We start from the raw sequence: 15,051 nt of genomic DNA, 5'->3' as shown, positions 1-15,051 counted from the left end.
GCGATCCAGGACGCAGTATATACTTACAATGTACAGGCCACCGACCCGGATGTAGGTGATGTGTTAACGCTAACAGCAACGCAAAAACCAAGTTGGTTAACCTTTACCGACAATGGCAGTGGCACGGCCACACTTACAGGCACGCCCACGAATGCGGATTTGGGAGGTAACCCATTGACATTAAGGGTGGTAGATAATTCAGGGGCGGCTATTAACCAGGTGTTTACGATCAATGTGGACAACCAGAATGACCCACCAAGCTTTACTAGCACGCCAGTGCAGAGTGTGAATGAAGATGCTGTATATACCTATAACATTACGACTACAGACCCCGATGCAGGAGATACCCGAACAATCATTGCTTTATCGTTACCAGGGTGGCTGGGTTTGAGTGATAATGGAGATGGAACAGCGGTGTTAACCGGAACACCATTAAATCAGCATGTGGGAAACCTAAACCTTGTCATAGAGGTGCAGGATGGACTAGGAGTTAAAGCGACTCAGAGTTTTACGGTAACTATTTTAAATACCAACGATGTTCCAGCATTTTCCACTTCACCAGTCACGGGCGCTATTCAAGATGTTGTTTATACTTACAGCGTTCAAGCAATAGATCCAGATATTGGTGATATATTAACCCTAACAGCAACGCAAAAACCAAACTGGTTGACCTTCACTGATAATGGCAGTGGCACGGCTACACTAACTGGCACACCAACTAATGCAGATTTGGGAAGTAATTCGGTTACACTAAGAGTGGTAGATAACTCAGGGGCAGCTATTAACCAAGTGTTTACGATCAATGTGGACAATCAAAATGACCCACCAAGCTTTACAAGTACGCCTGTGCAAAGTGTGAATGAAGATGCATTGTATGCTTATAACATTACTACCACAGATCCGGATGTAGGCGATACAAGATCAATTACGGCTCTGTCATTACCAGAGTGGCTGAGTCTCACTGATAATGGTGATGGAAATGCGGTATTGACAGGCACACCATTAAATCAGCACGTAGGGAGCCTCAACCTTGTCTTAGAAGTTGAGGATGGCGTTGGAGTAAAGGTGACTCAGAGTTTTACTGTAACTATTTTCAATACTAATGATGTTCCAGCTTTCTCTACCTCACCTGTATTGACAGTTCAGCAAGGTAATTTATATGAATATCAAGTAGCAACAAGTGACCCTGATTTGGGTGATTCGCGCGTGCTGACTACAGGGGCATTGCCTTCTTGGCTCGATTTTACAGATAATGGAGACGGTACAGGTTTGCTTTTTGGAAATCCGGCTAACGAAGATTTAGGAGAATATGCCATAATACTAACGGTTGAAGATGCTTCGGGAGCGGCTGTAGATCAGGTATTTGAAATTAGTGTAACCAATTTGAATGATCCTCCAATTTTTACTAGTACCCCAATTACATTAATTGATGAAGACGCGCTGTATGAGTATAACATAACTGCAACAGATCCTGATACAGGAGATGTACTTTCAATCACTGCGCTCTCAAAGCCTGCGTGGTTGACTCTTGTAGATAATGCTGATGGTACAGGTTTATTATCTGGCACCCCATTAAATTCAAATGTTGGGGCAAACGAAGTAGTACTTAATATTACAGATGACAATGGAGCTAATAGCAATCAAACTTTTACAATACAAGTAATAAATACGAATGATGCACCTTCAATTATTAGTTCACCATTTTTAACAGCGCAACAGGATTTACTATATACATATAATATTCAAATTCAGGACCCAGATATAGGAGATACTTTTGTATTCGAAGGTCAAGGTATTCCAGCTTGGTTGACATTAACAGATAATGGAAATGGCACAGCGAAATTATGGGGGACCCCGATAGAGTTAGATCAAGGCACATACAATATTGAGGTAAAGGTAATTGATAATGCTGGAGCAGAGGATGTTCAAAGCTTCGAACTATTGGTGAACAATGAAAATGACCCTCCGGTATTTGAAAGTGCACCTATAATAAGTGTTAATGAAGATGAGAATTATTCATATCAAATAACTACTTCGGATCCTGATGTTGGCGATATTTTGAATATTGTTATTATCGACAAACCAAGTTGGTTGACCTTTGTTGATAATGATGACAATACTGCACAGCTGTCAGGTGTACCTACCAATAATGACGTAGGGGTTCATCAGATAAAACTACGGGTTACTGATGTTGCTCTTCAGACTACAGAACAAAATTTTGAATTGACAGTAGTAAATACTAATGATAAACCAATTTTTACTAGTACGCCTGTTACTAATTTAACAGAAGATTTGCAATATGAATATCAAATAACGACTACGGATGTTGATTTAGGTGAAATATTAACTTTAGGTGTTCAAAGTCTACCTGATTGGTTAACACTTGTTGATAACGGTGATGGTACAGCTTTACTGTCAGGAACTCCATTAAACGAGGATGTAGGTAGCCATTTAATTACCCTCACTGTTACTGATGGCCATTCTTCAATTGTACTTCAACAGTTTGATCTGACCGTAAGCAATACCAATGATGCCCCAGTTATTACGAGCGAGCCTGTATTAAGCGTTCTGGAAGATGATTTGTACGAATACGTAATCATTGTAAATGATCCGGATGTGGGCGATGATTATACTGTTTCATCAACCTCACTACCATCATGGCTAGCATTGAGTGCTGATGATAGTGGGAATGCTCTGTTGTCAGGAACACCACTTAATGAACATGTAGGAGTCGTTGAAATTAACCTTAAAGTTGAGGATTTGGCTGGAGCTATTGATGAACAGATATTTAATCTTGAAGTTGTAAATACTAATGATAATCCAATTTTTACAAGTGAGCCAGTAGCAAAAGTGGGGATAGAAGAAGTGTTTTTATATGATGTAACAGTAGTTGATCCTGATTTAAATGATCGGGTGACTATTGTTGCAAATAAGATTCCGCCTTATTTGACTTTTGTAGATAATGGTAATGGAACTGCCAGAGTTCAAGGAACAGTGCCTCAAAATGCCGCGGAGAATAAAGACATTATTCTTGAAGCAACTGATTTGAATGGAGGAAAGGAACTACAAGAGTTTTCGCTGGATGTAAATAATCCACCTACGCTAAATAATTTTGAAGTTAGTACGGATGAAGACGTTGATTATCAATTCAGCTTAGTGGACTTTGAATCTAATTTTAATGATGATCCGGGAGATGAACTAAGCTTTATTAGGGTTATGAGTTTGCCATCTAATGGACGGCTTTTTTTTAATGGAGAGGCAATAGACTTAAGCTCTGATATTAGTGCTAATCAAATAACTGCTTTAGTCTATCGTCCCAACCTCAATTACTTTGGAGATGATAACTTTGAGTGGAAGGGCTCTGACGGCACCTCTATTTCTTCGCAAACTGCTGAAGTATCTATTGCTATTGAACCAATAAATGATGCTCCTCAACTAATTACAGGTAGGCAAGGAGATGTTTTAGATGCATTAGAGTATAGTCCGGGAGATCCAGGGTTAAATATTTTAAGAGGTGGGGAAGTTACTGTAAGGGACAATGATGATGGTGATTTGATTGAAGGTGCACAAGTTAGCATTTCTACAAACTTCAATTCGGGTGATCAACTTACTTTGGAGTTAGAAGCTCAAGATATTTTTCAGTCAACTTATAATGCTCAAAATGGTATACTTACCATTACCGGAAGTGCTTCTGCCACCGCCTATAGTGATGTGCTTGAAAAGGTGAAATTTGCCAGCTCTGTATCCTCATCAATTGAACTGCTGGATAAGCAGCTGCAAATTGTAGTAGTTGACGAAGAAGATGAGAGTAATATTGTTTCAAGGGTTATAAAAATAACTGAAGTATTTCCAGAATTAGATATAGTTAATGCATTTACCCCAAATGGAGATGGCGTTAATGATGTGTGGGATATTTTGAATTTGCAATTCTATTCAGATATATCTATTAATGTTTATGATGCTGATGGCTCCAAGGTGTTTTCTTGTTCTGATCAGAATTGTCAGTGGGATGGTACAAATAAAGGCAGGGAATTACCATTTGGGCCTTATTTTTATGCTATAGATTTAAATGATGGTAAAAGAAAATATACTGGTACTGTAACCATACTGAAATGAGGTTATTAAATAAGATTTTTGTTGTTTGTGGGATATGCTTTTTTGCTTCTTTGGACGCGAGTGCCCAGCAATTGGGTTATTCACAGTATTTTATCAATTTACCTTCAGAAAATGCAGGATTTACAGGCATCGAAGATTTCTTGGATTTTAAAATGGGAAGCAAACAGGGCTGGAGTGACTTTAGTGATGTAAATTCCAGTGTATTCGTAAGTGCTTATGGAATGCTTAATAAACCATTAAAGCAAATGGTTAAAAACAATGCCCTGAGAGTTGGCGATCCTTCTTCGTTTGATAAGATTATAACCAACAAAAAGTTAAGAAGAAAGCATGGCTTGGGCGGATTTGTGAAAAGTATTGCACTTGGCCCATACAAAACAAGTGCAATAAATATAAACTATGCTTATCATCTCCCTATATCAAAACAATTAACATGGTCTTTAGGAACCAAGATTGGCGCTGATTTTGAAAACGTTGATTTAAGCAATTTTACAGTAAGGGATGAGGTGAATGATACTTTTTATAAAGAGTTATTGAACAGTAATGAAGGAAGACGAACGTCTTTAATTACTGACTTTGGGACAGTGTTGTACAGCAACAAGTTCTATCTAGCTATATCTACGTATAATATGATTTCAACCAGCATTAACAGTGATAATCTATTAGACCATACTAGACTTCCACGTTATCAATTTCTTGTTGGTAAGGTAGTCAATCTTAACGAAAATTTAGCGTTAAGCTTAGGTGGCCAAACATTTTATTCAGAAAGTTATGATTCTAACTGGATGGTGAATGCACGATTGAAGTATAGAAGTATTTTATATTTTGGCGGGGCTTATGAAAATGAAACAAAATTTTCAGTTTTAGCAGGGCTTATGTCACAAGGTAAGCTCTCCGCTCATTATGCCTACAACAATTACCTAAGAGACTTGAGTAGTTTTAGTGTCAGTAGTCATGAGTTCATTATTGGAGTTTTTATTTTTAATAAGTATGCAGCAGATGCTAAGTTGTGGTAAGTGATGATGAATAAGCTTAAAAACATTGCTTTAGCTTTAATAGTACTCCCTCTAAGTTTAGAACCTGTCCATGCGCAAGTTATGGAGTTTGCAGAACCTGCTCCTCTAAGCATCCTCAATTCGGAAGCTGAAGAGTTGAGCCCGTTAGTTTCAGCTGATGGTAAGACATTATATTTTGTAAGGGGCTTCCATAAAGATAATGTGGGAGGAGAGTTGGCAGGTATGGACATCTGGGTTAGCCAAAAAGACAGTTTGGGAAAATGGCAGAAACCAACCAATGATATTAGAAAGTGGAATAATTATGAGAACAATGCAGTAATTGGTGTTAGAGAGGATAATAGTGTGGTGTACCTACTTAATTCCTACAATAGGGGTAAAGGCATTGCTTTTACTAAACAAATAAATGGTAAGTGGATAAGTCCTGAACTTTTGCCATTGAAATGGCAGGAAAATAAGGAATTTGTAGGATATTATATGCATCCGGATTTTAATGTTTTGTTGATAAGTATGAAGGGGGATGATTCTGAGGGAATGGAAGATTTATATGTGTCAGTTAAGGATTCATTATGGAATTGGAGTACGCCTATCCATCTGGGGCCAACTGTGAATACAGAGGGGTTTGAAATCTCTCCATTTTTATCTCAGGATAAGAAAAGGTTATACTTTGCCTCAAACGGACACGGGGGATTTGGTGGAGCGGATATTTTTGTGACCCAGAGATTATATGATAATTGGACGGTATGGAGTAAGCCTATAAACTTGGGTGAGAAAATTAATTCTGATAAGTTTGATGCATATTTTTCAATAGGACGTGATTCTACAGTTTATTTTTCGAGTAATAGATCTGGAGAGTTATCAAATATATATGTTAGTGAGCTAAAAGGATTAAAAAAAGGCGAAAACCAAGAATACGCTGAGCAGCTTATTGCTGAAGCCCGTCAGTTGTTAGAGGAACTTCGCGGAGAAGACCAAAGTAGAGAGTACTTTATCGATTTTTTTCCAGAATCAGCAGAGATTCAATCATCGTCCAAACAAAAATTGAACGATTTAATTAAGTTTTTGAACTATCAATCATATAAAGAGTTAATTTTGCTAAGTGTTGCATATGAACCGGAAGATTTAGGCATCCATAAGAAGCGACTGGATGAGCTGGTGAAATATTTAAAACTTTCAGGCATTAATAGCAGTAAAATAAAAATAAAGGAATCAAACAATATGAAGCGCGGTGCCGAAGAAAAGCTTTTTGAAGAAAAGGATGGCATCGTAGTTATTGTTTCCTATTAAAAAAAAATAAAAGTAGTTATGAATTTCTACTACATACTCAATCTTATTAAAAAGCGTCTTTGGCTGCTTATAATTGTTCCTATTGTCGGGGCTGCCAGTGCGTTTTTTGTGCTTTCAACTTTACCTGATAAATACCAATCTACTGCACAGATTGCCACGGGTTTCACGACCGATGAGTCCGTTAAGTTAACTGATGAGCGATTTAATATTGGTAAAATGAATCAGGAATTCAATAACTTGATTGAGAAGCTTGGCTCAGAACAGGTTGTATCACTTGTTGGATATAATCTTATATTACACGACTTAAAATCTGAAAGACCTTATCGCAATATTGATTATAAGAGGTCTGAAAAATTTAGCGAGCCGACAGAAACAGAGAAAAAGGAATTAATAAAACAATTTGAACAAAAGTTGAAAGATATGGAATTGCTCTCTTCTTTTGATCCTGAGGAGAAACGTCTGATCGAGTTTCTTAAATTGCACAAGTATAATTCGTTCTCATTGAAGGAAAGTGGATTGAATATTCACAGAGTTAAAAATACAGATTATATTGCGATTGATTTTGAGTCTGAAAATCCTGTGTTAGCGGCATTTGTTGTTAATAATTTATGTGAAGAGTTCATTAGATATAACAAACAGGTGACTTCTTCACTATCCGATGAATCGGTTAGCCTTTTATCGAAACTTGTGAATGAAAAAAAGGATGTCTTAGATGAAAAGAATAAAGCGCTGAGTGATTTTAAAAGTAATAATCAGGTACTTAATCAGAAATTAGAAAGTGATTTAAAGCTAAGTCAGATATCTGATTTAGAAATTAAACGACAAGATGAAGAATCAAACATCCGCGCATTAAGACTTTCAATAGCAAAAGGTAAAGCTAAATTAGCTAATCAGACAACAAGTACTAACAATAACTCCAAAGTGCTACAGTTGAGAAGTAGAATTAACAAGCTTAATCAGTTATATATTGAAGGAGGCTCATCGGACGAACCGCTTAAAAAGACCATAGATGGCCTAAGGGAGGAGTTGCAGATTGAAATGGCAAAACTTGATTCTGATGATGAAAATGTACAAGACAAATCGATACTTGAAGATCAGGTCGAATCATATGAGTTAGAACTTGATATTGCTGAATCTAATCTCAATAGGATTAACAACACATTGAACAGCCTCAAATCTCAGATTTCCAATTTGAATACTAAGGAATCAGCGCTGGATGTACTAACCGGGGAAGTTGAAATGGCTTCAAAGGAATATAATAGCGCATTGGATAAATATAATGAATACCAAAACAAGTCATTGGTTTTAGGCAATTCAATCCGGGTAGTAAAACAGGGTCAGCCGGCACTTGAACCGGAATCTTCGCATACTTTGGTTTTAACAGGTCTGGCTGGTGCTGCCAGTTTCTTTATTTGTGTTGTTTTTTTAGTACTGCTTGAGTTTGTTGATTTAAGGATAAAAACTGCCGACACTTTCCGTAAAATGACCAAATTAAGATTAGCCGGATCTATAAATGAAATTACAAATAAAAAGCTTCAGCTTAATGATATATTCAGCGACAGTATGGCAAGTCAGGAACTTGTAATGTTCAAACAATTACTCAGAAAGATTCGATTTGAATTGGAATCAATGAAAACTAAGGCAGTATTGGTGACAAGCACAAAACAAGGTGAAGGGAAAACATTTTTTATTATTAGTTTGGCATATTCTTTAAGCTTGATAAAAAAGCGCATTTTAATTATAGATACAAATTTTAAGAATAACGGTCTTACAAAATTGTTGATTGTAAATTCGGATGGTAAGAAAAGGCTAAGGCAAGGAAATAAAATTAAAGGATATCTGATAAACGATATTGGTAAAAAGGAGAATAGGGGTGAGGGAGAACCTACGATGATGCCAAATAACCCCAATGATCAAAGTCAAGATTTTGATGATAATATCATTTTTCGTACAGCCCATGAAAATATTGATATCATAGGTAGCCATACTTCTGCCAACTCTCCAATGGAAATCCTTGCAGGTAAGGATTTTAAGACAATGCTGGAAGCTTTTAAGGTTTCTTATGATTATATACTTATGGAAGGTGCGTCATTAAATGATTTCCCGGATGCCAAAGAGCTTGTGGAGTATGCAGATGTAGTACTTCCTATATTTTCTGCGGAGTCTGTGATAAAGCAAGAAGACAAGGAATCCATTAACTACCTTAAAAACTTGAATGGAAAATTAATGGGAGCCGTTCTAAATAAGGTAGATAACGAAAACCTTAAAATTTAAATTTCTAATCTTATTCCCATGATTTCAGGAAGGGATATTGTGATTATTGGTATACAGCCATGGGACATACCAATAGGTAGCAACTGCAAGAATATAGCACAAGAGTTTGCCAAAAGTAATAAAGTGCTTTACGTCAATGAACCTTTAAATCGCCTAACCAGTTACAGAAATAGGAAGGAAGATTGGGTCAGGAGGAGAAAAAGGCTAAAGAAAGATAAAATTGGCAATTTGCAAAAAGTTGGAGACAATATATGGACTTTATATCCTTTAAATATGATAGAAAGTATCAATTGGATGCCTGAATCTCCTGTGTACAGCGCTTTTAACAAAAGAAATAATAGTATATTTTATTCAGAGATCAAGCAGGCCTTAAATCATTTGGGCTTCAATGAGGTTATTCTTTTCAATGACAGCTTGATTTCTCTGGGACTCTATTCAAAAGAAATGCTTCGGCCATCACTGGCTATATATTACATTAGAGACAATCTTATTTCTCAGCCTTATTTTGCCAAGCATGGGATAAAGGCTGAGCCTGAAATAGCGGGAAAGTACGATGCGGTAGTTGCAAATTCAGATTTTCTTGCTAACTATTTAAAGAAGTATAACACTGTTTCAGTAATGGTTGGGCAAGGTTGTGACCTTTCATTATTTAATGCTAATGAGGTAAGTTCATTTCCTGAAGATACTGCGAATTTACCAAAACCAATTGTTGGGTACGTGGGATTTTTAACCAGCATGCGCTTAGACCTCGAAATACTTGAGAATGTTGCTCAATCGATGAAAAAGGGTTCACTAGTATTGGTGGGGCCTGAAGATGAAGATTTTAGAAAGTCTGAATTACATACATTAGACAATGTATATTTTCTTGGTAATAAAGATGCAAGTCAGTTACCTGCATATATTGCATCCTTTGACGTTTGTATAAACCCGCAAGTTGTTAATGATATGACTGTTGGAAATTACCCAAGAAAAATCGATGAGTACCTTGCTATGGGTAAGCCAGTTGTAGCTACCTATACTGAGGCAATGGACTATTTTAATGAGCATGTGTATCTCAGCCATTCGACTGATGAATTTACTAAATTGACTGATAAGGCGTTCGAAGAAAATTCCGTGGAAAAATCGAAAAGTAGGATCGAATTTGCTAAATCCCATACATGGGAAAATAATGTAAAAAACATTTATGAAGTAATGGAGTATGCCATGACGCAAATTAAAGCCAATGAGTCAAGTCTCGGTTAATTAGTACAGAAAGTTTTTTGATTTCTTCGGCATATACATCATGGGTAATCTGTTTGTAGAGCAGGTCTTCAAGTTCAGGTCTTGCCAGATTACTGTTTTGAATGCCAGTAACCTTTTTTTGTAGCCATTGATTACTTTTCATTCGTTCGTATACACGGTTTGGTAATGCCTTTTTAATAATGGTTTTTACAAAACTATTATGCCCGACTGTTTTGTCATAAAATTTATTTTTGATAAAGCCTGATTTATTATATTCTACGGCTCTTTCAACCTTTACAGGCTCATTAACATTAAGGAAGGAAAATATGTCATCGAGTGTGCCTTGTAAATTCTCCTTCAAATCTTCGTACAGATAGACTCTAATATTTTCTTTAGGGAAAATATCATAGTAGCGCTTAAGGTTAGTGTAATAAAAACCCTCTTTTACCAAATCATTCCTTACCCACCAAATCGAATCTTTATCAAGTGCATCAGCAAAATTTTCCGAAGGAAGTTCATTTTCACGTGCAAGGTGTAAATACCTTGAGTACAATCTCTTCGTTGGCTGTCTCAAAATGGCAATAAGCTTCACATTAGGTATATAGCTGTTAATAACCTCTGCTGTTCCATTAATGACAAGATAAGTGTTGGATGTTTCTCCTAAAACCTGATTTGACTGGGCTTCTTCAAACAAAGACTGATATTGAGAAAGTTTGGTCACAGACTCATGGTAATGGGCTAAAGCGTCTTTGTCCAATATGTTAAGGTCTATCTGGTCATAGGCAAAGAAATTAGGCTCTTTGACGGGACTCATAAATATCTCTGGATTTAATTTTAAATAATTATCCAGGGATGTAGTCCCTGATTTTCCTGCACCTATAATTAAGAAATCCGGTAATCTTTTCACAACTTCAACTCTAATTCAATATTTATCTTAAAAACAGTAAATATATTATAAAAATACGGACTAATGGTTAGCTAATGAGGGTCAGGTTTAATTTTAGCAGGAATTTGTTCTTTGCTTTTGCGTCACTTATATCAGGTCTTTCAATTGTTCAAGCCTGTGTTAATCATGAGTCAATGGTGTTGAGAGAAGATACATTGCTACAGCGCAAAGAATTTGGAGAATTTATAGCAGTCAACTCTGTGCGTGAGAATAGAAAGAACTGGATTGAAGACCAGTATCAGGTATCACGCTATCATCGGCTTTTTGGTATGGATAGCTATATATTTACTGGAGAGGAAATTATAACTGATATTAAAGGACCGTTCTTCAAATTGGATCCATCAATTCCACATGATGAATACCCAAATGATAAAATAGGTTTTAACCCTTCACGTGGCGCAGGTAAATTTTATTTTGATAAGTTTCTTGCTCAAATGAAAGCCAATGGGTTGGAATGTATTCCGGTGCTAGCCAGGAACCTGTTATATAATAATATTCCTGATGACAGTGTCATTAATGTTTGGCAGATACCTTATGATAATAATGGCAACCCTGAAGAGCCTCTTGATTATAAAGCCTATGCTTCCTTTTTGTATCAATTTACTGCGCGCTATGGAAAAAATGGATTAATTGATCAAGGTGGTACTATAGATCCAAGACTACTTAAGCTTACCAGTGATAATGAGGCAAAGGCAGGATTGAATTTGGTTTACGCCATTGAACCTGGTAATGAGATGGACCGAGAGTGGTTTAGTGAAAGGGAATATGCATCACCAAAAGTCTTGGCAGCTTTTTTGTCCGCTGCTATTGATGGTCACATGGGGCTTATGGGGCCAGGGCATGGAATTTTATTAGCTGATACAACAATGAAAATATTATTTCCAAGCCCTACTGAAATCAAGGAAAGATATGTAAGTGATGTGCTCAAATACTTAAAGCAACTCCGTGGTGATGCCCCAAATAGGGGGTATGAAATATTTCCAAAAAACAATTTTATTATTACTGCCCATACCTATCCATTTGACGAAAATAAAGCAGCTGAGAAGAGTACAATAGTAGAAAACACTTCGATTTTTGAAAAGTCTTACAAATATGTGAAACGAATGAGAGAAGAATGTGATTGCCCTATCTACTTGACAGAAACCGGTTATGACAAAGTCTCTGGAGAATATAGCCCTATAGGGGTACCTGTTAATGATCAAGATTTTATTGATTCGCTTGATGTAAGTGCTGTTGCACATGCCAAGCACATTCTTAGGCTGATGTTTACCACTTACGCTGCAGGATTTGATAAAACTTTTCTCTTTACTTTAAAAGATCCGATACCTGTTGGGGGGCGGAATTATAGAACCAAATTTGCCACAACTGGACTTACTAGAAAAAATGGAATGAAGGATTTGGTGTGGTATGATTTGAAATTGTTGTCTGAGCGGTTAAATGACCATCATCTCACTTGGGCGTTTTTGAACCAGCCAATTAACTTCTTGTTTATGGAAAATTTAGAGGAGTATGCGTTGGTTTATTGGTTAGGTACAAACTCTAATGCTGGGAGTACTTTTGAACTTCCTCAATCACTCAAATCAGAACGGCAGGGTGAATTGATAGATTTGTCCAACAAATCTGAAAATCAAGGGATTGACATAAAATGTATCAATTTGAACGACCATTCTTCATTATCCATTACCGAGTTTCCACAATTACTCATCATATCAAAATGATTATTAATAATTGTGCTGGAATAGCTTGTCAAAATATTAAATTTGAAGTTTAAAAAATCTTTAAAATGAAGTCCAAACTAACCAAAGTAGGCCGCAAACTACTTGGCAAAAAGTTATACAATGATCTGCGCGCAAGACGCCTGTTCAGAGACCTACAAAGCCCATTTCCACTTTTTCAGGAAACACCGTTTCAGATGGATTGGGACTCATATGAAAGTGTTGGAAATTTGACCAATGTTGCATACATAGTATCTCCAACACAAAGAAGTGGTACGAATTACCTGAGCCATATGCTCAATATGCATCCAGATCTTGTATTTCCAGCTGGAGATGACTTGCCTGATGAGCAATGCCTTTATACCTACTCGGAGTATATAAAGGAATATGCGTACAATACTGTTAGTACTTGGAGCAAGTGGGTTGAGGGTGGTGATAAGTCGTTAATCAACCATAGTAAAGGTCTTGTAAGTGCGATGGGAGAGGGAGTCTTAAGTTATTTCAAACAATTTGCAAAGCCTGATGCTATGCTACTTTTTAAAACCCCCGATGCGGGGCATTTGGAAAATGTTTTCCATCTTTTTGGTGGAGGGAAAGTTGTACTCTTGATTAGGGATGGAAGAGATACTTTGGAATCCTTTTCAAAGTCATGGGGGGGTGATGGTGCCTTTGGTAAAATGAGCCAGAGGTGGTCGAATAGAGTAGACACAATTCTTAAATTCAAAGAAATGGCTGAAAGATCTGGCAGAGGCGATAAGTTGCTATTTGTAAGGTATGATGAGTTAAATAATAATACGAATCATGAGCTATCTGTTATTTTAGATTTTTTGGGCGTAAGCAAAGAACTATTCCCATGGGATGAGTTAAAAAATGTGCCTGTCTTAGGTTCGTCTGCTCATAAGACAAAAGATGATGTTGTTCATTGGAATCCAATAGAAAAAAATGAGGGGTTCAACCCTAATAAGAAATGGCTCATATGGACTGAGAAGAAAAAAAATATATTCAAAAAAGCGGCTGGAGATAACCTTATAAGGTTAGGTTTTGCGGAGTCGAATGATTGGTGATATGCTCAAGAAACTATTGAATTCTTATTGGTTTAAATCAGGCTCTCTTACACTTATTAATAGAATCGCAATTACATTATTTGGCCTGCTTAACTTTTTCTTTTTGGTTCGTATTTTGAGCAAAAATGACATGGGGGTCTGGGTGATTTTCCTTTCCATTTTGGCGCTTTCTGAGTCCATAAGAAATGCTTTTATTTATAACCCTCTTTTGCGCTATTTAAACACGGCTGAGGAAAAGGATAAAAAGGATATTATAACTGCATCACTGGCACTCAATTTACTTGCGGCACTTATAATATCTGTTTTTTTCATAATTCTGGCATTTTCTATAAATTATTTAATGGATACCCCCCAGCTGTATGCCATGTTTTTGGTAAGCATTATATCTGTATTTGGATTTACTTTATTTGCGCATTTTAACTTTTTACAGCAGGCCAATCTACGATTTGGAGGTACAGTGGTAAGTACAATGACGCAAAAAGGCTCATTGTTTTTATACATTCTGTACGTTTATATTTTTGATGCAGATACATCATTGCTTTTATTGGCCATTGCATACAGTGTAGGTTATGTTCTGAGTTCAATAATAGCTTTTTTCTTTACCAGAGAAGAAAGCGAACTGCATTGGAAGTTCGACATGATATGGATTAATAGGTTATTCCATTATGGAAAGTATACTCTGGGCACTAACATTAGTACAATGCTCAATAAGTCAACACGTGAGTGGTTTTTGGGTGGAATGATCGGGAATTCAGCTGCGGCTATATTTGCGCCATCTGTCAGAGTGACCAATTTATTTGAAATTCCCCTTGGTGCCATAGCATCCATTTTTTATCCAGAAATGATAAATAGAGTAAGTAAGGAAGGGAACAGTGCGGCAAAATATATGTATGAGAAATCTGTTGGGGTTATCATTATAGCGGTTGTGCCTGCTGTTGTTTTGATTTACCTGCTAGCAGAACAGATAGTTTTAATAATAGCTGGTCCTGATTACCCGGAATCTATCCCGGTTTTGCAAGTCATGGCTATTTATGGTGTGTTTGAGCCATTTCAGCGACAATTTGGTGTTACCTTAAATGCCATAGGCAAAGCCCGTATCAATTTCTATTTCATTGTTATTAGTTCTGCTGTAGGTATTATCTTTACTTACATATTTATTGATCAATATGGTGTAATGGGAGCGGCCTATAGTACAATAATTACTTATGCCTTGTCTGCTGTCATTATCCAATACATTTTGTATAAACAAATTGGCGTAAATACAGCTAATATATTTAAGTACGGGTTACAGTCGGTTAGTAAAGGAGTGAAGATGATTTTAAATAGATAACATGGCTGATTTTAATGGAAATAACGAAAAGGATAGTAAAAATTTAGCCAAAAAGGTATATAGCAACGTTGTTATACTTTTTGTAATC

The 15,051-nt window shown here is 36.6% G+C and carries 9 protein-coding genes; 8 read left to right on the top strand and 1 reads right to left on the bottom strand.

Annotated elements, in window-relative coordinates:
- The 5 genes from RIB54_RS07110 to RIB54_RS07090 all read left to right on the top strand — a co-directional run.
- The coding region (locus RIB54_RS07110) for a putative Ig domain-containing protein (protein ID WP_350100066.1) at window positions 1–4,116 on the top strand (4,116 nt) is incomplete at its 5' end.
- Entirely contained in the window at window positions 4,113–5,129 is a 1,017-nt protein-coding gene (locus RIB54_RS07105; protein ID WP_350100064.1) for a PorP/SprF family type IX secretion system membrane protein, read from the top strand. The genes RIB54_RS07110 and RIB54_RS07105, both read left to right, overlap by 4 nt.
- 3 nt (window positions 5,130–5,132) lie before the next feature.
- Window positions 5,133–6,413, top strand: a complete 1,281-nt coding sequence (locus RIB54_RS07100; protein WP_350100061.1) for a hypothetical protein — start codon at window positions 5,133–5,135, stop codon at window positions 6,411–6,413.
- Window positions 6,414–6,431: 18 nt separating this feature from the next.
- Window positions 6,432–8,687: an exopolysaccharide transport family protein gene (locus tag RIB54_RS07095; RefSeq protein WP_350100059.1), complete on the top strand. Its 2,256-nt coding sequence runs from the start codon at window positions 6,432–6,434 to the stop codon at window positions 8,685–8,687.
- A gap of 18 nt (window positions 8,688–8,705) precedes the next feature.
- A complete protein-coding gene (locus tag RIB54_RS07090) occupies window positions 8,706–9,929 on the top strand; it encodes a glycosyltransferase (RefSeq protein ID WP_350100057.1) in 1,224 nt (407 codons plus the stop codon).
- Here RIB54_RS07090 and RIB54_RS07085 read toward each other — a convergent pair.
- On the bottom strand, window positions 9,901–10,815 hold the full coding sequence (locus RIB54_RS07085) for a sulfotransferase domain-containing protein (RefSeq protein ID WP_350100055.1): 915 nt from the start codon (window positions 10,813–10,815) through the stop codon (window positions 9,901–9,903). The two genes, RIB54_RS07090 and RIB54_RS07085, sit on opposite strands and share 29 nt — an antisense overlap.
- Before the next feature lie 173 nt (window positions 10,816–10,988).
- Here RIB54_RS07085 and RIB54_RS07080 point away from each other — a divergent pair, with 173 nt between their 5' ends.
- The 3 genes from RIB54_RS07080 to RIB54_RS07070 all read left to right on the top strand — a co-directional run bounded on the left by RIB54_RS07080 (window position 10,989) and on the right by RIB54_RS07070 (window position 14,963).
- On the top strand, window positions 10,989–12,572 hold the full coding sequence (locus RIB54_RS07080) for a hypothetical protein (RefSeq protein ID WP_350100053.1): 1,584 nt from the start codon (window positions 10,989–10,991) through the stop codon (window positions 12,570–12,572).
- 65 nt (window positions 12,573–12,637) lie between these two features.
- Window positions 12,638–13,633 carry a sulfotransferase gene (locus RIB54_RS07075; RefSeq protein WP_350100051.1) on the top strand — a complete coding sequence of 332 codons (996 nt, stop codon included), beginning with the start codon at window positions 12,638–12,640 and terminating at the stop codon, window positions 13,631–13,633.
- Window position 13,634: 1 nt separating this feature from the next.
- On the top strand, window positions 13,635–14,963 hold the full coding sequence (locus tag RIB54_RS07070) for an oligosaccharide flippase family protein (protein ID WP_350100049.1): 1,329 nt from the start codon (window positions 13,635–13,637) through the stop codon (window positions 14,961–14,963).
- The last annotated feature ends 88 nt before the right edge of the window (window positions 14,964–15,051 follow it).

This window comes from Fulvivirga sp. (assembly GCF_040218215.1).
GTDB lineage: Bacteria > Bacteroidota > Bacteroidia > Cytophagales > Cyclobacteriaceae > Fulvivirga.
This window is presented reverse-complemented; position numbering and strand designations above follow the sequence as displayed.

Coding starts and splice junctions, on each gene's coding strand:
- RIB54_RS07105 (WP_350100064.1), top strand. CDS start 4,113: ATGAGGTTATTAAATAAGATTTTTGTTGTTTGTGGGATATGCTTTTTT.
- RIB54_RS07100 (WP_350100061.1), top strand. CDS start 5,133: ATGATGAATAAGCTTAAAAACATTGCTTTAGCTTTAATAGTACTCCCT.
- RIB54_RS07095 (WP_350100059.1), top strand. CDS start 6,432: ATGAATTTCTACTACATACTCAATCTTATTAAAAAGCGTCTTTGGCTG.
- RIB54_RS07090 (WP_350100057.1), top strand. CDS start 8,706: ATGATTTCAGGAAGGGATATTGTGATTATTGGTATACAGCCATGGGAC.
- RIB54_RS07080 (WP_350100053.1), top strand. CDS start 10,989: ATGGTGTTGAGAGAAGATACATTGCTACAGCGCAAAGAATTTGGAGAA.
- RIB54_RS07075 (WP_350100051.1), top strand. CDS start 12,638: ATGAAGTCCAAACTAACCAAAGTAGGCCGCAAACTACTTGGCAAAAAG.
- RIB54_RS07070 (WP_350100049.1), top strand. CDS start 13,635: ATGCTCAAGAAACTATTGAATTCTTATTGGTTTAAATCAGGCTCTCTT.